The sequence below is a fragment of the Pseudomonas faucium genome, from assembly GCF_021602585.1.
Classification (GTDB): Bacteria; Pseudomonadota; Gammaproteobacteria; order Pseudomonadales; family Pseudomonadaceae; genus Aquipseudomonas; species Aquipseudomonas faucium.
This window is the reverse complement of record NZ_BQIP01000032.1, coordinates 15,784-40,256: the sequence shown is the minus strand read 5'-3', so window position 1 is coordinate 40,256 and position 24,473 is coordinate 15,784. Positions and strand designations below refer to the sequence as shown.

The following is a 24,473-nucleotide window of genomic DNA, read 5'->3' as shown; positions in this document are numbered from 1 at the left end:
CCCCAGCAGCCCTGGGATATCTGTGGGAGCCGGCTTGCCGGCGATAGGGCCAGCACAGGCAGCCAATCAAGCCGGCTTCATCACCAGTACCCCCAGCGGCGGCAGGTTCAAGGCCAGCGACAGCGGCTGCCCATGGCTGGCGACCTCGTCACTCTCCACCGCCCCGAGGTTCCCCACATTCGACCCCGCATACAGCTCGGCATCGCTGTTGAGCAGCTCCTGCCAGCGCTCGCCGAACGGCACGCCAATCCGATACCCCTCGCGCGGCACCGGGGTGAAGTTGGCCACCACCAGCAACGGCTCGCCCTGGCTGCTCCAGCGCAGCCAGGCAAACACGCTGTTGTGCGCATCATCGCCGATCAGCCACTGGAAGCCCTGGGGCTGGCAGTCCTGCTCGTGCAACGCCGGCAGGTCCCGGTACAGCCGGTTGAGGTCACCGACCAGGCGCTGCACGCCCTGGTGCTCGGGGTATTGCAGCAAGTACCAGTCCAGCTGGTGGTCGTGGTTCCACTCGCGCCACTGGCCGAACTCGCAGCCCATGAACAGCAGCTTCTTGCCAGGGTGCGTCCACATGAAGGTCAGGTAGGCCCGCAGGTTGGCGAACTTCTGCCAGCGGTCGCCGGGCATCTTGTCGATCAGCGAGTGCTTGCCGTGCACCACCTCGTCGTGGGAGATCGGCAGGATGAAATGCTCGGAGTAGGCGTAGATCAGGCCGAAGCTCATTTCGTTGTGGTGGTGGGCGCGGTGCACCGGGTCGTTCTGGATGTAGTGCAGGGTGTCGTGCATCCAGCCCATGTTCCATTTGTAGGCAAAGCCCAGGCCGCCCTGCTGGGTCGGCTGGCTGACGCCCGGCCAGGCCGTGGATTCCTCGGCGATGATCAACGCACCCGGGGCCTCGACGGCCGCCACGCCATTGAGGTGGCGGATGAAGTCGATGGCTTCGAGGTTCTCGCGCCCGCCATGGCGGTTGGGCACCCACTCCCCGGCCTTGCGCGAATAGTCGCGGTACAGCATCGAGGCCACCGCATCGACCCGCAGGCCGTCGATGTGGAAGTGCTTGAGCCAGTGCAGCGCCGAGGCCAGCATGAAGCCGCGCACCTCGTTGCGGCCCAGGTTGTAGATCAGCGTGTTCCAGTCCTGGTGGAAGCCCTCGAGCGGGTTGTCGTACTCGTACAGCGCGGTGCCATCGAAGCGCGCCAGGCCGTGTTCGTCGGTGGGGAAATGCGCCGGCACCCAGTCCAGGATCACGCCGATGCCGCCCTGGTGGCAGGCGTCGATGAACGCCGCGAAATCTTCCGGGCTGCCATAGCGCGAGGTCGGCGCGAACATCGACAGCGGCTGGTAGCCCCAGGAGCCGCCGAACGGGTGCTCCATGATCGGCAGCAGCTCGATGTGGGTGAAGTTGAGCTGCTGCACGTAGGGCACCAGGCGCTCGGCCAGCTCACGCCAGTTGTAGAAGCGCGACACTTCGCCCACATCGTCCAGCTCGCACTGCCAGGAGCCGGGATGCAGCTCGTAGATCGACAGCGGCGCACTGTAGGCATGGCGCTGGGCGCGGTGCTCCATCCAGTCGTGGTCGTGCCATTGGTGGCTCAAGGTGCCTGCCACCTTCGACGCCGTGCTGGGCGGCAACTCGGTGGCGCGGGCCAGCGGGTCGGCCTTGAGCGGCAGGATGCCGTCCTTGCCCAGCACTTCGTACTTGTAGGTTTCACCCACGCCCAGGCGCGGAATGAACAGCTCCCAGACCCCGGCGCTGTGGCGCAGGCGCATGGGGTGGCGGCGCCCGTCCCAATTGTTGAAATCGCCCACCACCGACACCCGCCGCGCATTCGGCGCCCACACCGAGAAGCACACGCCATCGACGCCATCGACCTGGGTCGGCTGCGCACCAAAGCGCCCGGACAGGTCGCGGTGGTTGCCTTCGGCGAACAGGTAGAGGTCCATGTCGCCCAATTGCGGGCCGAAGCTGTAAGGGTCTTCGGTGACCTGCTCGCCGCCGGCCCAGACGATCTGCAGCCGATAGGCCTGCGCCTGGTCCAGGTGCGCGGTGAACAGCCCGGGCAGGCTGCCCTGCACCATTTCGGCCAGCACCCGTCCGTCATCCCGGGCGAGCACCTGCGCGCTCAGGGCACCCGGCAGGAACGCCCGTACCCAACTGCCGCCGGCGCCATCGCCATGGGGGCCCAGTACTGCGAACGGATCGGCGTGCTCGGCGCGGGCAAGGGCATCGAGCTCCCGCTGCCGAAGGCCACCGTTGTCACGCGTGCTTGCATTCATCTATGACTCTCCCCAGGTACTGATCAATCCATGCAGGCCATGCAAAGGCACGGCCAGCCAACTAGGCCGGTTCTCGGCTTCATAGGTAATCTCGTAGGCGGCCTTTTCCAGGCAGAACAACTCCAGCGCGGCGCGCTCGCCCTCGGCCTGTTGCCAGGCATGGGGCATGGCCGCGGTGGCCAGGCCGTAGGCTTCGACGAAGGCGTGGCGCGACTGGTGCAGGTACTGCCGGGCGACCCGCTGACGAGCCTGCCGCGCGGCCTCGGAGAGGTCTACCGCCGAGGCGCTGCGCAGGATCATCGCAGCAGCATAGTCGAAGGATCGCAGCACGCCGCTGACATCCTTGTAAGGGCTGTGCTTGGCCCGGCGCTCCTGCAACGGGCGCGACGGCTCACCCTCGAAGTCGATCAGGTAGGCATCGCCCTGCACCACCAGCACCTGGCCCAGGTGCAGGTCGCCGTGCACCCGCATCAGCAGGCCGCCCTGGGCTTGATGGGCCAGCTCGTCGATGTGCTGGGCGAGGCCTTCGCGCTGTTGCTGCAGGTCGTCGACCAGGGCCTGGCTGTCGCTGTCGAGGTGCTCGCGGTGCTGGGCCAGCAGGTCCAGCGCGTGGGCCAGTTCGGTGTTGATCTGCGTGCTCCAGCGGGCGCTGTCCTGGGCATCGCTGGCGCGCGGCGCGAAGGCTGGGTCCGTGCTGGGCGCGGCCAGCAGCAGGTGCATCTCGCCCAGGCGCTGGCCGAGCAAGCCGGCGAAGGCGCCGAGCTCGGCCAGGGCGTCGGTGTGCGCGTCGGGGTCGCTGCTGGGCGGCTCCATCTCGTCGCGGATCGCCCGCTCCAGGGTGTTCTGGGTCCAGGCCCAGGCATCGCCCTGGTTGCTCAGGTAACCCTGGGCAATCATCAACAGGTGCGGCGCCTCGCTTTCGTCCACGCGGCTGACCCAGGCCAGCAGCGGCGAGATGTTGGCAAAGCCGGCGGCGGTGAGGTAGGCGCTCATCTCCAGCTCCGGGTGGATGCCGGCATTGACCCGGCGGATCAGCTTGAGCACCAGGCGATCGGCCACCACCACCGAGCTGTTGGACTGCTCGGCGCTCAGGTAGCGCACCGGGCTTTGCTCATCGAGCGCCAGCCGGGCCAGTTGCTCGGTGCAGGCAAAGCGCAGCTCGCCCTGGCCGTTGCCGCATGGCAGGCGCAGGCCATCCTGACAGGCGCGCAGCACGGCGCGGATGAACGGCTCGAGGACGAAGGCATCGGTGATCAGGCCGACCTGGCGGCCGCGGCGTACCCGCGACAATGCCAGCTGTTGTGGCAGCGCGGTGTTGATCTGCTCTTCGGGCAGGAAGCCGAACGGCAACTGGTACTGGTTGGCCACGCCATCGCCGAGCACCTCGATCTCGCTGAGCAGCACCGGCGTGCTGGCGGTGCCAAAGCGCACGCCGTAACGCAGGCGCACCTGGTCGATCGGGCCTTCCTTGCCGGCGAACCAGCGCCGCTTGGGCAGGTATTGCGCCAGTACCGAGCCTTCGAGGGTGTCGCGCGACGGCGCTTCGAGCAGTTCTTCCATGCGTTTGCGCAGTACCAATGTGGTCAATTCCGGTAACCCCTCGGTGGCTTGGACGTGCCAGCTGGGCATGCGGTCGTGCTCGGCCAGCAGGAACCAGTAGAAGGCATAGGGCGGCAAGGTGAGCAGGAACGGCAGCTGGCCGATCGGCGGGAAGGCGCTGCCGCCGAGCATCTCCACCGGCACCTTGCCGGCGTACTGTGACAATTCCAGCTCCGCCGCCTGCGCCGCGCGCGAGACGTTGGCGACGCACAGCAGGGTTTCGCTGTTGCCCTGGGCGTCGGTGTATTCGCGAAGGTAAGCCAGGATGCGCCGGTTGCTCGGGGTGAGCGTGCGCAGGCTGCCGCGGCCGAAGGCCTTCTGCTGGTTGCGCACCGCCAGCAGGCGGCGGTTCCAGTTCAGCAGCGAATGCGGGTCGTGGGACTGGGCCTCGACGTTGACGGTCTGAAAGCCGTACAGCGGGTCCATGATCGGCGGCAGCACCAGGCGCTGCGGGTCGGCTCTGGAGAACCCGCCGTTGCGGTCCGGCGACCACTGCATGGGGGTGCGCACGCCGTCGCGGTCGCCCAGGTAGATGTTGTCGCCCATGCCCAGCTCGTCGCCGTAATACAACGTCGGCGTGCCGGGCATCGACAGCAGCAGGCTGGTGAGCAGCTCGATGCGCCGGCGGTCGCGTTGCAGCAAGGGCGCCAGGCGGCGGCGGATGCCCAGGTTGATGCGCGCGCGGCGGTCTTCGGCGTAGTAGTTCCAGAGGTAATCGCGCTCGCGGTCGGTGACCATCTCCAGGGTCAGCTCATCGTGGTTGCGCAGGAAGATCGCCCACTGGCAGTTGGCCGGGATTTCCGGGGTCTGGCGCAGGATGTCGGTGATCGGGAAGCGGTCTTCCATGGCCAGCGCCATGTACATGCGCGGCATCAGCGGGAAATGAAAGGCCATGTGGCATTCGTCGCCATCGCCTTCGCCGAAATACGGGCGGGTGTCCTCGGGCCACTGGTTGGCCTCGGCCAGCAGCATGCGGTCGGGGTAGTTGGCGTCGATTTCGGCGCGGATCGCCTTGAGCACCTGGTGAGTTTCGGGAAGGTTCTCGTTGTTGGTGCCATCGCGCTCGATCAGGTAGGGGATGGCGTCCAGGCGCAGGCCGTCGACGCCCAGGTCGAGCCAGAAGCGCATCACGCCGATGACGGCCTTGAGCACCTGCGGGTTGTCGAAGTTGAGGTCGGGCTGGTGCGAGTAGAAGCGGTGCCAGAAGTACTGGCCGGCCACCGGGTCCCAAGTCCAGTTGGACTTTTCGCTGTCGAGGAAGATGATCCGCGTGCCGTCGTATTTCTGCTCATCGTCCGACCACACGTAGAAGTTGCGCAGCTTGCTGCCGCGCTTGGCGTGGCGCGCGCGCTGGAACCAGGGGTGCTGGTCGGAGGTGTGGTTGATGACAAGCTCGGTGATCACCCGCAGGCCGCGCTTGTGCGCCTCGGCGATGAAGCGCCGGGCGTCGGCCATGCTGCCGTAGTCGGGGTGCACGGCCTTGTACTCGGCGATGTCGTAGCCGTCGTCGCGCCGCGGCGAGGGGTAGAACGGCAGCAGCCAGAGGGTGTTGACGCCCAGCTCGGCGATGTAGTCGAGCTTGCTGATCAGGCCGGCGAAATCGCCGATGCCGTCGTTGTTGGCGTCGAAGAACGACTTGACGTGCAACTGGTAGATCACGGCGTCCTTGTACCACAGCGGGTCGTCGATGAAGGCTGCCGGGCGGGAACGCTTGGCCATGTGCGACTCCTTGGTGTTTCTGGTTCAACGCAGTTGCCTGTAGGAGCGGCCTTGTGTCGCGAAAGGGGTGCGGAGCAGCCCCCTGCAATGTAAGCGTCGCTGAGAACCTGGGGGCGCTTCGCACCCCTTTCGCGACACAAGGCCGCTCCTACAAGGCCAGCGTGGTTTCTAGCGGGCTTTCTCTATGCGCCAGATGCCAAACGGCTGGTGCCAGGGCTCGATGCGCATCCACTGGGTCTTGCCGTGCCAGGTCCAGCGGTGGCCGTTCATCAGGTCTTCGCCCAGAGTATCGGCGTTGTCGTCCAGCCCCAGCTCCCACAGCGGCAACTCGAAGCTCGCCTCCTGGGCGTTGTGCGGGTCGAGGCTGATCGCCACCAGGATGAAGTTGTCGCGCTCGGCGGTACGCTTGGCGAAGTACAGGATGTTGTCGTTCCAGCAGTTGAAGAACGCCACCCCCAGGTGCGTCTGCAGGGCGCGGTTCTGCCGGCGGATGCGGTTGAGCTGGGCGATCTCGGCGATGATGTTGCCGGGCTGGGTGAAATCGCGCGGGCGGATCTCGTACTTCTCCGAGTCCATGTACTCCTCCTTGCCTGGCAGCGGCGTGGCTTCGCACAGCTCGAAGCCCGAGTACATACCCCACAGGCCCGAGCCCATGGTCGCCAGGGCTGCGCGAATGAGAAAGCCGGCGCGGCCCGAGGTGTGCAGGAAGAACGGGTTGATGTCGGGCGTGTTGACGAAGAAGTTCGGCCGGTAGCATTGGCTCCACGGCGGCTGGTTGAGTTCTTCGAAATACTCGCGCAGCTCCTGCTTGGTGTTGCGCCAGGTGAAGTAGGTGTAGCTCTGGGCGTAGCCGACCTTGCCCAGGCGCGCCATCATCGCAGGCTTGGTGAAGGCCTCGGCGAGGAAGATCACCTCGGGGTGCTGGCTGCGCACATTGGCGATCAGCCATTGCCAGAACGGCAGCGGCTTGGTGTGCGGGTTGTCGACGCGGAAGGTCTTGACCCCCTCCTCGACCCAGCCGACCACCACATCGCGCAGCGCCAGCCACAGTGAGGGCACGGCCTCGGCGGCGTAGAAGTCGACGTTGACGATGTCCTGGTACTTCTTCGGCGGGTTCTCGGCGTAGCGGATGGTGCCGTCGGGGCGCCAGCTGAACCAGCCGGGGTGCTCCTTGAGCCAGGGGTGGTCCTGGGAGCACTGGATGGCGAAGTCCAGGGCGATTTCCAGGCCATGCTCGGCCGCGGCGGCGACCAGGCGGCGAAAATCTTCGCGGGTGCCCAGCTGCGGGTGGATGGCGTCGTGGCCACCCTCGGCGCTACCGATGGCATAGGGGCTGCCCGGGTCGCCGGGCTCGGCGCGCAGGGCGTTGTTGCGGCCTTTGCGAAACTGCGTGCCGATCGGGTGGATCGGCGGGAAGTACAGCACGTCGAAGCCCATGTCGCGGATCATCGGCAGGCGTTCGTGCACGTCGTTGAAGGTACCGTGGCACTCGGGGCTGTCGGTGATCGAGCGCGGGAACAGCTCGTACCAGCTGGCGAACTGCGCCGCCGGGCGGTCGACATCGAGCGGGAACTCGACGCTGCGGGTCAGGTAGCTGCGGTGCTCGGCCTCGACCATCAGGCGCGTGGCCTCGCCGCCCAGCAGCAGCGCCACCTGCTCGTCCACCGGCAAGCCCGGCAGGCGCGCCTGCAAGGCCTCGATCTCCTCGCGCAATATCCCTTCGCTGCGCGCCGCGCCCTGGCCCAGCAACAGCCTGCCCTCCTCCAGTTCGAGCTTGACCTCGACACCGGCGTGGTACTTCTTCTCAAGGTCATAGCAGTAGGTGGCGAAGGGGTCGATCCAGGCTTCGATGCTGAACAGGTGCGGGCCCAGTTCGAGGGGGGTGAACTCGGCCAGCCACAGGTCATTGCCCGGCGAATGCATCGGCACGCAGTGCCAGCGCCGGCTGTTGGCCTGGCGCCAGTTGAGCACCACCGCCAGGCGGTCGTGGCCATCGCTGTAGACCTTGCTGCTGACCGCCACCGGCTGGCCGCTGATGGCCTTGGCGGCGAAGGTGCCGCCATCGAGCACCGGCTGGGTGTCCTCGACCACGATGCGCGGCGCGAGCAGCGCCTGGGACAGGCTCACGGCCTGGTCCGGGTGGTCGTTTGCCATGGGCACGCTTTCGAAGGGCTCGTTTCGTGACATCGGACCTTGCTCCCTTAGGCTGGTGGCGGTAAGGGTTCAGAGCCGGGCACAGGCGTGGGGGTTCAAAAAGATTGAGCGAATGGCAGCAGCCCGCAGTCGAAGCCTGCACTACCTCTTCACATCCACCCCACGCGAGGTCAGGCCATGAACATTCCCATTCCACCGGAAACACCAGACCCCAACATCGACGACCCCAGCCTGCCGCCGCCCGTGCCGGAAGAAGACCCGGACGAGCTGCCGATCAAGCCGACCGTACCGCCGACGGTGGGGGACCCACCGAGTGATGAGCCACCGGTGAAGGTCTAAGCGTAGACAAGGATTTTGCGTAGGTTTTACTGGCCCTATCGCCGGCAAGCCGGCTCCCACAGGTATTGCACTGAGTCTGTGGGAGCCGGCTTGCCGGCGATGGGGCCTTGAGGTCACTACGCAGTCAGCTCCTCCACACTGATCTCGCGCATGCGAAACTTCTGCACCTTGCCGGTCACCGTCATCGGGAATTCCTCGACGAACCGGTAATGCCGCGGCACCTTGAAGTGCGCGATGCGCGCCTTGCACCAGTCCTGCAGCTCTTCGGCGCTGGCCACATGCCCCGGATGCAGCTTGATCCACGCCACCACTTCCTCGCCGTACTTGCTGCACGGTATGCCGATAACCTGGGCATCGGCCACGGCCGGGTGGGTGTAGAAGAACTCCTCCAGCTCACGCGGGTAGATGTTCTCGCCACCGCGGATGATCATGTCCTTGTTGCGCCCGACGATGCGCACATAGCCCTGCTCGTCCATCACCGCCAGGTCGCCCGAATGCATCCAGCCGGCCGGGTCGATGGCGTCGCTGCTGGCCTGGGGGTTGTTCCAGTAGCCGAGCATCACGCTGTAGCCGCGGGTGCACAGTTCGCCGATTTCGCCGCGGGCGACGATGCAGCCTTCGGCGTCCACCAGTTTGGTTTCCAGTTGCGGATGGGTGCGCCCGACCGTGGTCACGCGCAGCTCCAGCTCGTCGTCGGGGCCGGTCTGCAGCGACACCGGGCTGGTTTCGGTCATGCCATAGGCGATCTGCACCTCGGCCATGTGCATCTGGTCGATCACCCGGCGCATCACCTCGATCGGGCAGGTGGCGCCGGCCATGATGCCGCTGCGCAGGGTCGAGAGGTCGAGCTGCGTGCGTGACGGGTGGTCGAGCATGGCGATGAACATGGTCGGCACGCCATAGAGGATGCTGGCGCGCTCCTCGGCCACGGCCTTGAGCGTGAGCTCGGCATCGAAGGCATCGTTGGGGTAGACCATGGTGCTGCCGTGGGTGATGCAGCCGAGGTTGGCCATGACCATGCCGAAGCAGTGGTACAGCGGCACCGGGATAACCATGCGGTCGCCGGCGGTCAGGCCCAGGCTTTCACCGACCATGAAGCCGTTGTTGAGGATGTTGTAGTGGCTGAGCGTGGCGCCCTTTGGCGCGCCGGTCGTGCCCGAGGTGTACTGGATGTTCACCGGCTGGTCGAACTGCAGGGTTGCCTGGCGCGCCTGATAGGCCTCCATAGGCGTCTGCCCTGCCCGCTCGGCCAGCGCCTGCCAAGGCACAAACCCAGACGGCGGGTTGGCCGCCAGGCTGACCACACCGCGCAGCTCCGGCAGCCCTTCGCTGGCCAGTTCCCCGACGCCGGCACTGGCCAGCTCCGGCACCAGCTGCTGGACCATGGCATGGTAATCGGACGTCTTGAAGGCGTCGGCGCACACCAGCCAGCGGCACCCGGACTGGCGCAGCACATACTCCAGCTCGCCCACGCGATAGGCCGGGTTGATGTTGACCAGGATGGCGCCGACCTTGGCGCTGGCCAGCTGCAGGATGCACCACTGGGCGCAGTTGGGCGACCAGATGCCGACGCGATCGCCGGTATCCACCCCCAGGGCCATCAGCGCGCGGGCGTGGATATCGACCTGCTCGGCCAATTGCAGCCAGGTGTAGCGCAGGCCCTGGTGGCGCACCACCAGCGCTTCGCCTTCGGCATGGCGGGCCACGGTGGCATCGAAGGCCTGACCGATGGTCAGGGTCAGCAAGGGTTGGTCCTGACGACCGCGGGTGTAGCTGGGTTGACTCATGGGTGTCCCTTCTTGTGGTTGTTCTGGGCACGGCTGAAGCGAGCGCCAATTACTCTGGCGCAGATTTACGTTTACGTAAAGGTGATGAGCGGATTGACACTGACCAAAGGCAGGTTTACGTTAACGTAAAGGTGATGAACGACATCCGCACTTGCCGGTCCGCACCGCTCGGTGCAAAGCCCATGAGCTACGGTGTTTCCTAATTTCAAGAACAAGAAGGTGCCCACATGCATTACCCCTCCCTGAACTTCGCCCTGGGCGAAACCATCGACATGCTCCGCGACCAGGTACGCAGCTTCGTCGCCGCCGAGCTGGCGCCGCGCGCCGCGCAGATCGACCACGACAACCTGTTCCCCGCCGACATGTGGCGCAAGTTCGGCGACATGGGCCTGCTGGGCATCACCGTTTCCGAGGAATATGGCGGCGCCGGCCTGGGCTACCTGGCCCACGTGGTGACGATGGAAGAAATCAGCCGTGGTTCGGCGTCGGTGGCCCTGTCCTATGGCGCCCACTCCAACCTGTGCGTCAACCAGATCAACCGCAACGGCACCCACGAGCAGAAACTCAAATACCTGCCCAAGCTGATCAGCGGCGAGCACATCGGCGCCCTGGCCATGAGCGAGCCCAACGCCGGCTCCGACGTGGTGTCGATGAAACTGCGCGCCGAAAAGCGCGGCGACCACTACGTGCTCAACGGCAGCAAGACCTGGATCACCAACGGCCCCGACGCCAACACCTACGTGATCTACGCCAAGACCGACCTGGACAAGGGCGCGCACGGCATCACCGCGTTCATCGTCGAGCGCGACTGGAAAGGCTTTAGCCGCAGCAACAAGTTCGACAAGCTGGGCATGCGCGGCTCCAACACCTGCGAGCTGTTCTTCGACGGCGTCGAGGTGCCTGAACAAAACATCCTCGGCCAGCTCAACGGCGGCGTGCGGGTCCTGATGAGCGGCCTGGACTACGAGCGCGTGGTGCTCTCCGGCGGCCCGACCGGCATCATGCAAAGCTGCATGGACCTGGTGGTGCCTTACATTCACGACCGCAAGCAGTTCGGCCAGAGCATCGGCGAGTTCCAGCTGATCCAGGGCAAGATCGCCGACATGTACACCCAGCTCAACGCCAGCCGCGCCTACCTGTACGCCGTGGCCCAGGCCTGCGACCGTGGCGAGACCACCCGCAAGGACGCCGCCGGGGTGATCCTGTACACCGCCGAACGCGCCACCCAGATGGCCCTGGAAGCGATCCAGATTCTCGGCGGCAACGGCTACATCAACGAATTCCCGGCTGGCCGCCTGCTGCGCGACGCCAAGCTGTACGAAATCGGCGCCGGCACCAGCGAAATCCGCCGGATGCTGATCGGCCGCGAACTGTTCAACGAAACCCGCTGAGCACAAGGGGACGGGCGCACATGGCTACCTTGCACACCCAGATCAACCCGCGTTCGGCAGAGTTCGCCGGCAACAGCGCGGCCATGCTCGAACAAGTCCAGGCCCTGCGCGGGCTGCTCGCCCAGGTGGCCCAGGGCGGCGGGGCCAAGGCCCAGGAGCGGCACACCTCGCGCGGCAAGCTGCTGCCGCGCGAACGCATCGACCGCCTGCTCGATGCCGGCTCGCCGTTCCTCGAAATCGGCCAGCTGGCCGCCCACGAGGTGTACGGCGAAGACGTGCCGGCAGCGGGCGTGATCGCCGGCATCGGCCGCGTCGAAGGCGTGGAATGCATGATCGTGGCCAACGACGCCACGGTCAAAGGCGGCTCCTACTACCCGCTGACGGTGAAAAAGCACCTGCGCGCGCAGACCATCGCCCTGCAGAACCGCCTGCCGTGCATCTACCTGGTGGACTCCGGTGGCGCCAACCTGCCACGCCAGGACGAAGTGTTTCCGGACCGCGAGCACTTCGGGCGGATCTTCTTCAACCAGGCCAACATGAGCGCCCTGGGCATCCCGCAGATCGCCGTGGTGATGGGCTCGTGCACCGCCGGTGGCGCCTACGTGCCGGCCATGGCCGACGAGGCGATCATGGTGCGCCAGCAGGCGACCATCTTCCTCGCCGGCCCGCCTCTGGTGAAGGCCGCCACAGGCGAGGTGGTGAGCGCCGAAGACCTCGGCGGCGCCGACGTGCATTGCCGCACCAGCGGCGTGGCCGACCATTACGCCGACAACGACGAGCACGCCCTGGCCATTGCCCGGCGCAGCGTCGCCAACCTCAACTGGCACAAACTCGGCAAGCTGCAGCGCCTGGCACCGGTGGCGCCGCTGTATGCGGCCGACGAGCTGTATGGCGTGGTACCGGCCGATGCCAAGCAGCCATTCGATGTGCGCGAAGTGATCGCGCGCCTGGTCGACGGCTCGCTGTTCGATGAGTTCAAGGCCCTGTTCGGCACCACCCTGGTGTGCGGCTTCGCCCACCTGCACGGCTACCCGGTGGCGATCCTGGCCAACAACGGCATCCTCTTCGCCGAAGCTGCGCAAAAAGGCGCGCACTTCATCGAGCTGGCCTGCCAGCGCGGCATCCCGCTGCTGTTCCTGCAGAACATCACCGGCTTCATGGTCGGCAAGAAGTACGAGGAAGGCGGCATCGCCAAGCACGGCGCCAAGCTGGTGACCGCGGTGGCCTGCGCCCAGGTGCCGAAGTTCACGGTGATCATCGGCGGCAGTTTCGGCGCCGGCAACTATGGCATGTGCGGCCGAGCCTACGACCCGCGCTTTTTGTGGATGTGGCCCAATGCACGCATCGGCGTGATGGGCGCAGAGCAGGCGGCCGGGGTGCTGGCCCAGGTCAAGCGCGAGCAGAGCGAACGCAGCGGCCAGGCCTTCAGCGCCGAGGACGAGGCAAGACTCAAGCAGCCGATCCTCGACCAGTACGAGCACCAGGGCCACCCCTACTACTCCAGCGCAAGGCTGTGGGACGACGGCGTCATCGACCCGGCGCAAACCCGTGACGTACTTGGCCTGGCGTTGTCCGCCGCGCTGAACGCGCCGATCGAACAGAGCCGCTTCGGCATTTTCCGGATGTGACCCATGAGCGATTTCAGCACCATCGAAGTGACTCGCGACCCCCGTGGTTTCGCCACCCTGTGGCTGAGCCGCGAGGACAAGAACAACGCCTTCAACGCGCAGATGATCGGCGAGCTGATCCAGGCCCTGGATCAGTTGGCCGAAGACGCCGAGCTGCGTTTCCTGCTGCTGCGCGGCCGTGGCCGGCACTTCAGCGCCGGCGCGGACCTGGCCTGGATGCAGCAGTCGGCGCAGCTGGACTTCAACCGCAACCTGGACGACGCCCATGAGCTGGGCGAGCTGATGTACGCCCTGCACCGCCTCAAGGCCCCGACCCTGGCGGTGGTGCAAGGCGCGGCCTTTGGCGGCGCCCTGGGCCTGATCAGCTGCTGCGACATGGCCATCGGCGCCGACGATGCGCAGCTGTGCCTGTCGGAAGTGCGCATCGGCCTGGCCCCGGCGGTGATCAGCCCGTTCGTGGTCAAGGCCATCGGCGAGCGCGCCGCGCGCCGTTACGCCCTGACCGCCGAGCGTTTCAGCGGGGTGCGTGCCCGCGAGCTGGGCCTGCTGGCCGAGGTGTACCCGGCCGGCGAGCTGCAGGCGCAGGTCGAGGCCTGGGTCGACAACCTGCTGCTCAACAGCCCGCAAGCCCTGCGCGCCACCAAGGACCTGCTGCGCGAAGTGGACGACGGCGAACTCAGCCCGGCCCTGCGCCGCTACTGCGAAAACACCATCGCCCGCATCCGCGTCAGCGCCGAAGGCCAGGAAGGCTTGAACGCCTTCCTGGAAAAACGCCGCCCCGCCTGGCAAACCGAGCACAAGAAGGAGCCGCGCCCATGAGCCGCCCCACCCTGACCACCCTGCTGGTCGCCAACCGCGGCGAAATCGCCTGCCGGGTCATGCGCACCGCCAAGGCCATGGGCCTGACCACCGTGGCCGTGCACAGCGCCACCGACCGTGACGCACGGCACAGCCGCGAGGCCGATATCCGTGTCGACCTGGGCGGCACCAAGGCCGCCGAAAGTTACCTGGTGGTGGAGAAACTGCTGGCCGCGGCCAAGGCCAGCGGCGCCCAGGCGATCCACCCGGGCTATGGCTTCTTGTCCGAGAACGCAGGGTTCGCCCGCGCCATCGAAGAGGCAGGGCTGATCTTCCTCGGCCCACCGGCCAGCGCCATCGATGCGATGGGCAGCAAGTCGGCGGCCAAGGCCTTGATGGAAGCGGCCGGCGTGCCGCTGGTGCCGGGTTACCACGGCGAAGCCCAGGACCTGGAAACCTTCCGCGCCGCCGCCGAGCGCATCGGCTACCCGGTGCTGCTCAAGGCCAGCGCCGGTGGTGGCGGCAAGGGCATGAAAGTGGTCGAGGAGGAAAGCCAGCTGGCCGACGCCCTGGCCTCGGCCCAGCGTGAGGCACAGGCCTCGTTCGGCGACGCGCGCATGCTGGTGGAAAAGTACGTGCTCAAGCCGCGCCACGTGGAAATCCAGGTGTTCGCCGACCAGCACGGCAACTGCCTGTACCTCAACGAGCGCGACTGCTCGATCCAGCGCCGCCACCAGAAGGTGGTGGAGGAAGCCCCGGCCCCGGGCCTTTTCCCAGCGCTGCGCCAGGCCATGGGCGAGGCGGCGGTACGCGCCGCCCAGGCCATCGGTTATGTCGGCGCCGGCACCGTGGAATTTCTGCTCGACGCCCGTGGCGAATTCTTCTTCATGGAGATGAACACCCGCCTGCAAGTGGAGCACCCGGTCACCGAAGCCATCACCGGCCTTGACCTGGTGGCCTGGCAGATCCGCGTGGCCTGCGGCGAAGCGCTGCCGATCACCCAGGCGCAGGTGCCGCTGATTGGCCATGCCATCGAAGTGCGCCTGTATGCCGAAGACCCGGCCAACGAATTCCTGCCGGCCACCGGCACCCTGGCGCTGTACCGCGAGTCGGCGCCGGGCGAAGGCCGCCGGGTGGACAGTGGGGTCAGCGAAGGGGATGTGGTGTCGCCGTTCTACGACCCGATGCTGGGCAAGCTGATCGCCTGGGGCGAGAACCGCGAACAGGCCCGCCTGCGCTTGCTGGCGATGCTCGACGAGTTCGCCATTGGCGGGCTGAAGACCAACATCGCCTTCCTGCGCCGCATCCTCGCGCACCCGGCATTTGCCGCAGCCGAGCTGGACACCGGGTTCATCCCGCGTCACCAGCAGGTGCTGCTGCCAGCCCCGCACGCCTTGCCCGCCACCTTCTGGGAAGCCGCCGCCGAGGCCTGGCTGCAGGGCCAGGCGGCGCATGAGCGTGCCGATGACCGGCACTCGCCCTGGGCACCTCGCAGTGGCCTGCGCCTGGGCTTGCCGGCGCGCAGCAGCCTGCACCTGCAAAGCGGCGGCCAATGCCAGGCCGTGGCGCTGGAACGCAGCGCGGCCTCGGCCTGGCAGCTCGAGGGCGAGCAGCTTGGGCAGGACCAGGGGGGTGTGCGTCGCCGGCATCTGGCGGTACGCCGGGGCGGCACGCTGTACTTGCGCTGGGATGGCGAGGTGCATGCCATCGAGGCCTTCGACCCGATTGCCGAAGCCGAAGCCAGCCACAGCCAGCAAGGCGGGCTGGGTGCGCCGATGAACGGCAGCATCGTGCGGGTGCTGGTGGAGCCTGGGCAGGCGGTGGAGGCTGGGACTGCGCTGGTGGTGCTGGAGGCGATGAAGATGGAGCACAGCATCCGCGCGCCGCAGGCGGGGACGGTGAAGGCACTGTTCTGCCAGGAAGGGGATATGGTCAGCGAAGGGACGGTGCTGGTCGAACTGGTGGAGTGAGGGGCCGCTTGCGGCCCCATCGCCGGCAAGCCGGCTCCCACAGGCACAGCGCTGGCCTTGTGGGAGCCGGCTTGCCGGCGATGAGGCCAGTACAAGCAACGAAGCTTTAAAAGACCCCGTGCACCCGCACGACCACCCCAAGAAACTCGCACCCCGGCTCACATACCAACGCCGGATAGGTGCTGTTCAACGCCTTCAGGTACCGCTGCCCACCCTCTTCGGCCAACTCGCGCAGGATCGCCGACTTGCCAGGCTGGCGCGCAATCACCAGGCGCCCAGGCCCGGCCTCAAGCCCAGGGTCCACCAGGATCCGCATGCCCTGGGGCACGCTGCGGCCACTGGCCGAACTCATCGCGTCATTCTCGACGGTCAGCCAGAATGCCTTGCCCTGGGCCAGGTACTCGGTCTGCTCGTACACCGTACCCTCTTCAGGCGCCGCTTCGGCCAGCGCATCCCAGTTCCGCAGCGGGTAGCGAAAGCACACGATGTATTGCATCAGGTCGATGTCGTCATCGTCCTCATCGACCACATAGCGCCCCTTGTCCTCGCCCACCTGGCCAAGTACCCGCAGCTGCAGGCTGACGTGGTAGTGGGGCATGCCCAGCTCGACGAACACCCGGTTCATCGAATCGACCTTGGGCTGGCGCCGCTTGTTCACCCAGTGCCCCACGCTGCCCTGGGACACCCCGACACGTTCGGCGAGCTGTTCCTGGGAGATATCGAGTTCCTCCATCCGGTCACGGACGAGGGCAATCCATTTATCCATATTCATCGCTGGCACGATACGGACTGCCTTCTGGCGCTCAATAAACATTCAGTATTATTTATCGAAATGCCTTTAAATACCTTAAGTATTAGACTCGACCAGAAGCTTTTCCCTATTGGCATGCGCAGGTATCAGGATGAAACCCACGAAAAACGACGTAACAGATCTCGACAGCGAAGCCGCCCGCCGCGCTCTCGACTATTACCTCAACCCCAACCCCACCCGCCCCAGCGAGCACAACAAGATCTGGACCCTGCATGAAGGGGTCGGCAACGAACAGGCACAGGAACACGCCATTTCCCTGCTGCGCTGCGCCGCCGCCACGGCCCACGAAACCGCCATTCATCAGGAAGGCAGCACGCGCGAGCTGATCTTGACGCTGATGCACATGATGGACATGGCCAGGGCGCTGCTCGAGCACAAGCACACGGTAAACGGCGGGTTGTAGAGGCATAACGGAAGGGAGAAACGTGAGGCTGGGTACCGGCAAGGGCGCCGGGTACCGCAACGAGGAAGCGCATCGGTAAAAGTTTTTTACCGAATAAATGAAAATTCATTTGACTGGCAAATGATAACGATTATTATTGCACTCAGCTGATCGCGAGATCTGCTGGATAACCCGGAGCTTAGGTCGCTCCAGATTATCTCCTCATCAGGCTAATCACGGTTTTTGACCCGGCTTTTTGCCGGGTCTTTTTTTTTGGCTCTTCAGGCTAATGAAGATCGTTGATGGCCGCCATGATAGCAAAAGTGTGTCAGAGCGTGAACGCTCATTACAAAACTTTGCGGAATCAGCACTTGAGAATCAATCTCGTTTCGCCTACTCTGGTGGCGCGTCACGGATGATGCCCCCATCCCCACCCTCTTGAGCAAGGAGCTGTCCATGAGCCGTCTGCTGCTGCCCCTTGAGCACCCCACGCCCGCGGCCGAGCAGGCTGCCGACGATGCACTGCTGCATGGCCTCAAGCGCTTGCCCCGGCGCGTGCAGCAAGTGTTCCTGCTCAACCGCCTCGACAACCTCGACTTCGCCAGCATCGCCGCCCGCCTCGGCCTGCCCTTGCTGAGCATCGAGCGGCACATGAACCAGGCCTTGCAGACCACCCGCCCACACGGCGATGCGGTGGCCAGCGCCGCTGCGCAATGGTATGTGCGCCTGCAAAGCCCTGAAGCGACCTCCTGCGAACGCATCGATTTTCGCCGCTGGCTCGATGCCGAGCCGGCGCACCTGCAAGCCTTCCATGACACCGAACTGCGCTGGCGCAGCCTGCTCGCCCCTGCGCGCGAGCTGGGGCACGACGGCTGGTACCGGCAAGGGCGCGCGGCGATATCGTTGGGTGGCTGCTCGCTGGCCGTAGGCCTGGGCGTAGCGGCGGTGTTGCTGTTCGGTTACTGGGCCTGACCCAGCGCCCATCTCGGCACTAAGCACAATGGGCGGGATGACGGTCATCTTGAGCGTCCAGATTTGTTGAGGGATCGGTAGCTGACTGATCGAATGCGCTAACTGTCTTTTAGCGTCCAGCTACCTGATCAAGCGGTGTACAGTACCCCCACAACAAATCCCAAGGAGCCCGCCAATGACCGTGACGCTGTCCCCCCTGCAGATCGACTGCGACTTCGACTCCGGCAACATCCAGGTCGTGGACGCCAGCAATCCGTCCAACGTGCACCTGGCCATTCGCCCGGACACCCACAGCGGCCACTTCCAGTGGTTCCACTTCAAGGTCAGCGGCCTGACTCCCGGCCAGGCCCACCGCTTCAGCCTGGGCAACGCCAGCGAGTCTTCTTACAAGAACGCCTGGGCCGGCTACAACGCCGTGGCTTCCTACGACCAGCACACCTGGTTCCGCGTGCCCAGCCAGTTCGATGGCAAGGCCTTGTCGTTCGAGCTCAAGGCTGAGCACGAGCAGGCCTGGTTCGCCTACTTCGAACCTTACCCCCGCGCGCGCCACAACCAGCTGATCGAGCGGGCGCAGCAGATTCCGGGCGTCGAGCTGCTGGCTCACGGGCGCAGCGTGCAGGGCCGCGATATCCCGCTGCTGCGCGCCGGCAACGGCGCGGCAGGCAAGCGCAAGCTGTGGCTGATTGCCCAGCAGCACCCCGGCGAGCACATGGCCGAATGGTTCATGGAGGGGGTGATCGATCGGCTTCAAAGCAATGATGCGACGGTGCAGGCGCTGCTGGCCAAAGCCGACCTGTACCTGATCCCGAACATGAACCCCGATGGCGCCTTCCTCGGCCACTTGCGCACCAACTTCAAGGGCAAGGACCTCAACCGTGCCTGGCAGGACGCCAGTGTCGAGGCGACCCCGGAGGTGTTCTTCGCCCAGGCGCAGATGAAGCAGTACGGGGTGGATGCGTTCATCGATGTGCATGGCGATGAGGAAATCCCCCATGTGTTCACCGCCGCCTGCGAGGGCAACCCGGGGTACACGCCGCGCCTGGCCAAGCTGGAAGAGCAGTTTCGCAGCACCTTGTGCAGCGTTACGGCGGACTTCCAGACCCAACATGGCTACACCCGCGATGAGCCGGAGCAGGCCAACACGACGCTGGCGTGCAACGCGGTGGGCATGGCGCATGACTGCCTGTCGCTGACCCTGGAGATGCCGTTCAAGGACCATGACGATGCGCCCAACCCGGTTACCGGCTGGTCGGGGGAGCGGTCGAAGGCGTTGGCGGGGGCGGTGCTGCAGACCCTTTTGCAGATGGTCGACGATTTGCGTTGAGGCTACTGGCCCCATCGCCGGCAAGCCGGCTCCCACTGAAGACCTGCGATGTACCTGTGGGAGCCGGCTTGCCGGCGATGAAGGCTGCGCGAGATATCGGCTCAGAACTGCACATCCAGCACCACCGTGTCGGTATAGCTCGCCGCCGGCGGCGTGCCCTGGTCGGTATAGACCTTGGCGTTGTAGTTGAACACCTGGCTGCCGGTGCCGGTGCCCAACCCCGGGTTCACATCGGCATCGCTGCTGGCCCGCCGCGCCGTGCTCACCGAGCCCCAGCGCGTGGTGCCGGCGCTCTTGAAGATGTCGTAGGCCAGGTAATTGCTGGCACTGGACTTCATCCTGCGGCGCCCGCCCGACACATTCTGCCCATCATCCAGCCCCACCGTGTAGGCACTGCCCTTGGTGCACGACAGGCTCACGCTCTGGTTCACGGTACCGAACCCGGCCACCACCGGCGCGCTGCCGAAACTGATGTTGGGCGTGGTGATCTGGCAGTCGTTGCTCACCGTCAGGCTGACGTTGAGGGTCTGGTTGCCGGAGCCGATATCGCGCCCCAGGCAGACGTTGCCGATGCCAATCCCCGAACAGTAATTCCAGCTCCAGGCGACAGTCAGCGCTTCCCGGTACACGCCCGCCGCCACATTGCTGCCGACCTGGGTGCGCAAGTACAGCGGCACGGTCTTGGGCGTGGAGCTGCCCAGCAGGCCGAGCAGGTCGATGATGCCATTGCGCGCCAGGTCGAACTGCACGTTGCGGGCGATCGGGTAGTTGGTGCTGTTGTCGGCGTACAGGGTGTAGCCGATGACATCGCCCGTCGGCCCCACCAGGCCACCCGTGCTGGAGCTGATGGTGAGCCAGACATGGTCGGAGGAAGTGAGCAGGCTCAGCAGCGAGCCGGTGCATTGCAACCCCGCATTGGTGGTGGAAGCGTTTTGTACGGTGGTGCGAACGGCAGTCGAGTTGACGGTACCTAACGCGATCGGACTGGTCGTCACAACCGAGCATGCCGCCCAGGCGGAACCTGCCGACAGCAGCACAAGGCCGCCCAGCACAGATCGCACAAGCCTGTTCATCGGCACTCCAGTGGGCCGATCAAGGGAATCGAGCCCTGCCCCGGCGGCAAATCAAACTCGACCTGGCACTGCCCGCCCCCTTCGATCGCGACCTGCAGGTTGTTATGCGCCGACAGGTTCTCCAGGTACACCAGGCCATCCCAGCCCACCACGGCCTGGCTGCCGCTTTGCTGGTGGGTCACCTTGCTGCCCAGCTTCAGCGGCTGGCGGCTGCCGTCCACCAGTTCGATGCTGGCCGCCAGCACGCGCTTGAGCGGGAACTCCAGCAGGTAACCGCTGCCACGGCGCACGGCCACGCGCTGCTCCACCTCGGGGGCCAGCACATCGGGCGGCAGGTCCATCGGGTCGATCTCGTACTTGCCGCGGTAGTAGCCGCTGCTGTAGGGCACCAGCAGATGCCCGCGCTTGTCGGTGCGGCCGATTTCCTGGTTCTCGTAACGCACCGGCACATCGGCGTACCCGTCGGTACTCACTACCACGAAGGCATCGTCGATGCGGTTGGCGGCGAACACGCCGGCGTCCATCCACACCAGCGAGCCGCTGGCATCGGCCCAGCGGGTCATCTCGCCGCTGCTGCCGTATACCCCGGCCTGCAACTGCACCGACTGCAGGCGCCAGGTGACGTCGGCCTGGCGGTAGTCGGCGCGGTGGCTGCCGGTGGCGTAGCCGAGGTTGTAGCCCACGCCGGTGCCCACCGGCACCGCGCGGCTGTAGTTGACCCGCTGCAGGTCTTCGCCGTCCTTGTTGCGCTCCAGCCCCACTGCCAGGGTGCCGTTGAAGTCGAACGGGATCACCAGTTGCGCCTGCACCGCCCACTGGCTGTCGCCGACCTCGCGGTTGGCCGACAGGTAGACGCTGCTGTTGCCCCACAGCGGCTTGCTCCAGCTCAGGTTGACCAGCCGGGTGCGCGTGCCGTCACCGGCGTGCACGTCGAAATAGCCGGCCCCGAGGCTGCCGTACTGGTCGAGGTTCAGGCTCAGGGTGACCTGCTCGCTGCGCTGGCTCAGCTGCATCTCGGGGGTGTCGACGCGGCTGAGGTCGGCATACTCGCCATGGCGCTGCAGGCGCTGGTAGCTGAAGCCGATGCGCTGGCTGTTGTACTGGTAGCCCAGGGCAACCTGGTGGCCCTTGTCACCGTCGAACTGGCTCTGCGCCAATGCCGCGTTGAGCACGCCGAAATTGCCCAGCCGCATGTTGCCGCCCAGGCCGCCGAGCAACAGCGATTCGGCGCTTTCGAGGTGGCTTTCCAGGGTGAAGAAATCGCTGATGCCATGGCGCAGGCTGGCCGAGGCGACGCCGGGGCCATAGCTGAAATCCTCCACCGCGTAGTCGCGGCGCAGGCTGCCGGCGGCCACCGAGAAATCCGACAGGCCCTTTTGCAGCAGGCTGCTGGTGACATAGAACGGCAAGGTGGTGGACACCTGGCGGCCGAGGGCATCGGTGGTCACCACCACCGCTTCGCCGGCGCCGTTGATGAACGGCACGTTGGTCAGGGTGTAGGGCCCAGGTTGCAGCTCGGTGGTGCTGGACTTGTAGCCGTTGATGAACAGGTCCAGCGAGGTCGGCACCGCCGCTTCGCCGGCGAACGCGGGCAGCGGGTAGGTGACCAGGTCCGGGCGCGCGGCAAAATCCCGCGACAGCTGCAGGCCACCGACGCGCACCGAACTGGTCCAGGGCAAGGCACCGGTGACGAAGTCGCCGGCTTCATAGGTCAGCAGCCGCTGTTCGTCGGTGAAGCGCCAGGTGGTGTCGTAACGCAGGAAACCCTGGCGGCTGTCATCACCCGGCGCGCCGTTGAACGACTGGCGCCACTGGCCGGTGCTGGCGAAGGTGCCCCAGCTGTCGAACAGCCGCAGCTCGTTCCAGGCCGCCAGGTAGGTGCCGCCGTCGTCGGTGTCGTTGAGGTACAGGTCATAGTTGAACAAGGCCCCGAAGCTGCTGCGCGCCTCGCTGGGCGGGTACAGGTTGCGATCGCCCACCTGCTGGTCCGGCAGCCAGGCCGGGGGCACCTGCAGCAACAGGCGCTGGTTGGGGCTGTCGTAGTCGCTGTGCAGGCCCGCCACGCTATCGAGTGCGACTTCGCCCTGGGGGGCGCCCGGCAGCTTGATCCCGGCGGCGCGCAGCACCTCGCTGCCCAGGTACAGGCGCCCGGCCCGTTGCTGCACGGGCACCAGTTCAGCCTTGGGCATCTGGTTCACCAGCAGGTCCAGGTACAGCGTGGCGTCGGCCACCGCGGCGGCCTCGGTGGGCGGCGGCGGCAGGTCGTCGGCCAGCGCCAGGCCCGGGCCGAACAGGGCCAGGCCAAGGCAACACCGGGTGGCCCGTGACCACCACTTCACGCACGGATTCCGACCATTGCTGGGTCCTCCCTGGGCCCTCATTGGGTAACCGGCTCATCACTCCTGGCGGATCGCTTCGGCCACTTCCTGGCCGTTGACCCTCCCCTTGAGCCCTGCCGCTGCCACCGGCGCCGGCCAGCGCATGCTGGCGCCGGGCAGCACATAGCCGAGCAGCCCTTCGGCCAATGGCCGGGCCTGGCCACCCTGCTGCACCACCACGTCGGTCAGGCGGGCGTGCACCGGGCCGGTGTTGCGCAACTCGACATAAGGCTTGCCCTGCACCGTCACCGGGCGCCAGCTCAACTGCGGCTTGCCCACGCCACTGGCGCTGCGCTTGCCCTCCGGGTCCGGCTTGCCCCACAGGCCCTCGCCATACACGAACAGCGGCACCGAGTAGCGCATCTGCAGGCGGATGGCCGCGCTGGCACCCTGGCTATTGGTATCGGCCGGCAGCGGCGAGGGGATTTCATCGATGATGATGCGGTAGGCCTGCTCCTGGCCGGCGGGCGAGCTGCCGGTGCGGGTCAGGCGGATGAGCTGCTTCTGCCCGGGGGCGATGTTGGCCACCGGCGGGCTGCCGATGATCTCGCGCTGGGCCTGGAACTGCTCCTGGTAATCGCCCTGGCGCCAGGCGAACACCCGCACCTGCAGGCTGGCCGGCGCACTGCCGCGGTTTTCCAGCCACAAGGCACCGGCCTTCTGGTCAGCTTCCAGCACCGGGTCGATGGGCCAGATCAGCACCGAGGTGGCCGCCCCCGCGGGCACGCTCGCCAACAGCAACAACCCGATCAACCCCTGCGCCCACTTCGCGCCTGCCCGCATGCCGCTCTCCTTGGTTGCTTGTCTGGGGTGGCGGTGCCATCACCAGCTCACCGTCACTTGCACTACGTCGGTATAGGTCCCGGCCGGCAGGGTGCCGGTCAGCTGCGTGCGGCCATAGACCGGCAGCTTGATCGCCGTCGGGTCGCTGTAGCTCACCACCACGCTCTGGCCAATGCCCAGGGCCTGGCTGAACGCCGCATCGCGAAAAAGCTGGTAGGCCAGCACTTGCGTGCCGCCGCTGCGCTTGAGGTAACGCGTGTTGCTGGCGCTGTTCTGGCCCCCGTCCAGGCTCATGCTCAGGCTCACCCCGGGGGTGCACTGGAAGGTCACCGTGGTGCCGCCCAGGGCCGTGCTCAGGGCCGAGGTGGCCAGCGCCGACTGGGTGCCGAAGTCGAGCACGCCATAGCTGGTCACGCCGCCGCCCACCAGGCAGCCGGCGACAACCTGCGCGCTCACCTGGAAGCTGCTGGTGGTCGCCGCGTCCAGCGGCGTCGCCAGCGCCAGGCCCAGCCCCGTCAGGCAGCCACCCAACCAGGCGTTCATGGCCGCGCCTCAGAACGACAGCTCGACAGCCACCGTGTCGGTGTACACCCCCGCCGGCAGGCCGGCCTTGCCGCGGGCCTGGCCGTACAGGTTGACGGTCTGCGCCACGCCGGTACTGGTCGGCAGGGTGATGGTGCCGTCGATGGCCAGCAGCTGGGAGTGCCCGGCGTCGGTGTAGAAGTCATACGGCACGAAGTTGCCGGCACCATCGGCAAGCGCCCGGGTGCCACCGGGCGACTGGCCATCGTGGCTGCCCGCGCGCACGCGGATCGCCGGCACCGTGCCGGCAGAGCAGAGGATGCTCATGGCCCCGCCGCCACCGCCCAGCACCTGGCCGTTGGCGGTGGTGAACAGAGCGTCCTGGGTGCCGAAGTTGAGGGCACCGAAGTTCAGCCCCGAGGTGCCGCCGCTGCCATTGACCTGGCAGGCGGAGATCAGCGTCAGGGTGGAACTGATGGTGCCGGTCACCGTGGCGGCTTGCGCGTGGGCGGCCATGGCCAGGCCAAGGCCGGCGAGGATGCAATGGGTCAGGTTCGTTCGCATCG

Annotated in this window: 18 protein-coding genes; 8 read left to right on the top strand and 10 right to left on the bottom strand. The window is 66.4% G+C overall.

The genetic code is table 11. From position 1 onward, the window contains the following. Positions 1 to 66: 66 nt before the first annotated feature. The 3 genes from glgB to L6D75_RS25115 form a co-directional block, all read right to left on the bottom strand. Positions 67 to 2,277, bottom strand: coding sequence for a 1,4-alpha-glucan branching protein GlgB (glgB, locus tag L6D75_RS25125; protein WP_176517989.1), 2,211 nt, complete (start codon positions 2,275 to 2,277; stop codon positions 67 to 69). After that, entirely contained in the window at positions 2,278 to 5,595 is a 3,318-nt protein-coding gene (gene treS, locus L6D75_RS25120) for a maltose alpha-D-glucosyltransferase (RefSeq protein ID WP_176517990.1), read from the bottom strand. A gap of 168 nt (positions 5,596 to 5,763) precedes the next feature. Beyond that, positions 5,764 to 7,782 carry an alpha-1,4-glucan--maltose-1-phosphate maltosyltransferase gene (locus tag L6D75_RS25115; RefSeq protein WP_176515657.1) on the bottom strand — a complete coding sequence of 673 codons (2,019 nt, stop codon included), beginning with the start codon at positions 7,780 to 7,782 and terminating at the stop codon, positions 5,764 to 5,766. Between the two features lie 144 nt (positions 7,783 to 7,926). Between L6D75_RS25115 and L6D75_RS25110 the strand changes: the two genes are divergently transcribed. Further along, on the top strand, positions 7,927 to 8,088 hold the full coding sequence (locus tag L6D75_RS25110) for a hypothetical protein (protein WP_008089933.1): 162 nt from the start codon (positions 7,927 to 7,929) through the stop codon (positions 8,086 to 8,088). Between the two features lie 116 nt (positions 8,089 to 8,204). Here the strand turns inward: L6D75_RS25110 and L6D75_RS25105 are convergent, their stop codons facing one another. Then, the gene (locus L6D75_RS25105; protein ID WP_176515655.1) at positions 8,205 to 9,875 is read right to left on the bottom strand and encodes an AMP-binding protein; all 1,671 of its coding nucleotides are present in this window, start codon (positions 9,873 to 9,875) and stop codon (positions 8,205 to 8,207) included. A 227-nt stretch (positions 9,876 to 10,102) separates the two neighbouring features. Here L6D75_RS25105 and L6D75_RS25100 point away from each other — a divergent pair, with 227 nt between their 5' ends. Genes L6D75_RS25100 through L6D75_RS25085 form a run of 4 tightly spaced genes read left to right on the top strand, consistent with a single transcriptional unit; the run spans position 10,103 to position 15,662 of the window. Continuing rightward, the gene (locus L6D75_RS25100; RefSeq protein ID WP_176515653.1) at positions 10,103 to 11,266 is read left to right on the top strand and encodes an isovaleryl-CoA dehydrogenase; all 1,164 of its coding nucleotides are present in this window, start codon (positions 10,103 to 10,105) and stop codon (positions 11,264 to 11,266) included. A 20-nt stretch (positions 11,267 to 11,286) separates the two neighbouring features. Next, positions 11,287 to 12,894, top strand: a complete 1,608-nt coding sequence (locus tag L6D75_RS25095; protein ID WP_176515651.1) for a carboxyl transferase domain-containing protein — start codon at positions 11,287 to 11,289, stop codon at positions 12,892 to 12,894. Between the two features lie 3 nt (positions 12,895 to 12,897). Continuing rightward, positions 12,898 to 13,713, top strand: coding sequence for a gamma-carboxygeranoyl-CoA hydratase (locus tag L6D75_RS25090; RefSeq protein WP_176515649.1), 816 nt, complete (start codon positions 12,898 to 12,900; stop codon positions 13,711 to 13,713). Beyond that, entirely contained in the window at positions 13,710 to 15,662 is a 1,953-nt protein-coding gene (locus tag L6D75_RS25085) for an acetyl/propionyl/methylcrotonyl-CoA carboxylase subunit alpha (RefSeq protein ID WP_176515647.1), read from the top strand. The genes L6D75_RS25090 and L6D75_RS25085 overlap by 4 nt, the downstream gene beginning before the upstream one ends. Positions 15,663 to 15,768: 106 nt before the next feature. Here the strand turns inward: L6D75_RS25085 and L6D75_RS25080 are convergent, their stop codons facing one another. Continuing rightward, positions 15,769 to 16,476 (bottom strand): LexA family transcriptional regulator, encoded by a 708-nt coding sequence (locus tag L6D75_RS25080; RefSeq protein ID WP_176515645.1) that lies wholly within the window; start codon positions 16,474 to 16,476, stop codon positions 15,769 to 15,771. A gap of 88 nt (positions 16,477 to 16,564) precedes the next feature. On the opposite strand from L6D75_RS25080, the gene L6D75_RS25075 reads away from it, so the two are divergent. From L6D75_RS25075 to L6D75_RS25065, 3 genes are all read left to right on the top strand, one after another. Further along, complete coding sequence (locus L6D75_RS25075) at positions 16,565 to 16,876, top strand: DUF6124 family protein (protein WP_176515643.1); 312 nt, start codon at positions 16,565 to 16,567, stop codon at positions 16,874 to 16,876. A gap of 435 nt (positions 16,877 to 17,311) precedes the next feature. Continuing rightward, entirely contained in the window at positions 17,312 to 17,827 is a 516-nt protein-coding gene (locus L6D75_RS25070; protein WP_176515641.1) for a DUF4880 domain-containing protein, read from the top strand. A 175-nt stretch (positions 17,828 to 18,002) separates the two neighbouring features. Further along, the gene (locus L6D75_RS25065) at positions 18,003 to 19,151 is read left to right on the top strand and encodes a M14 family metallopeptidase (RefSeq protein ID WP_176515639.1); all 1,149 of its coding nucleotides are present in this window, start codon (positions 18,003 to 18,005) and stop codon (positions 19,149 to 19,151) included. 101 nt (positions 19,152 to 19,252) lie between these two features. Here the strand turns inward: L6D75_RS25065 and L6D75_RS25060 are convergent, their stop codons facing one another. Genes L6D75_RS25060 through L6D75_RS25040 form a run of 5 tightly spaced genes read right to left on the bottom strand, consistent with a single transcriptional unit; the run spans position 19,253 to position 24,471 of the window. Then, on the bottom strand, positions 19,253 to 20,224 hold the full coding sequence (locus tag L6D75_RS25060) for a Csu type fimbrial protein (RefSeq protein ID WP_176515637.1): 972 nt from the start codon (positions 20,222 to 20,224) through the stop codon (positions 19,253 to 19,255). Continuing rightward, positions 20,221 to 22,605, bottom strand: a complete 2,385-nt coding sequence (locus L6D75_RS25055; protein ID WP_236193884.1) for a fimbria/pilus outer membrane usher protein — start codon at positions 22,603 to 22,605, stop codon at positions 20,221 to 20,223. Before L6D75_RS25055 ends, L6D75_RS25060 begins: the two co-directional genes overlap by 4 nt. 15 nt (positions 22,606 to 22,620) lie before the next feature. Beyond that, positions 22,621 to 23,385 (bottom strand): fimbrial biogenesis chaperone, encoded by a 765-nt coding sequence (locus tag L6D75_RS25050; protein WP_176515635.1) that lies wholly within the window; start codon positions 23,383 to 23,385, stop codon positions 22,621 to 22,623. Between the two features lie 39 nt (positions 23,386 to 23,424). Continuing rightward, the gene (locus tag L6D75_RS25045; protein ID WP_176515633.1) at positions 23,425 to 23,928 is read right to left on the bottom strand and encodes a Csu type fimbrial protein; all 504 of its coding nucleotides are present in this window, start codon (positions 23,926 to 23,928) and stop codon (positions 23,425 to 23,427) included. 9 nt (positions 23,929 to 23,937) lie between these two features. Beyond that, positions 23,938 to 24,471 carry a Csu type fimbrial protein gene (locus L6D75_RS25040; RefSeq protein WP_176515631.1) on the bottom strand — a complete coding sequence of 178 codons (534 nt, stop codon included), beginning with the start codon at positions 24,469 to 24,471 and terminating at the stop codon, positions 23,938 to 23,940. Between the last annotated feature and the right edge of the window lie 2 nt (positions 24,472 to 24,473).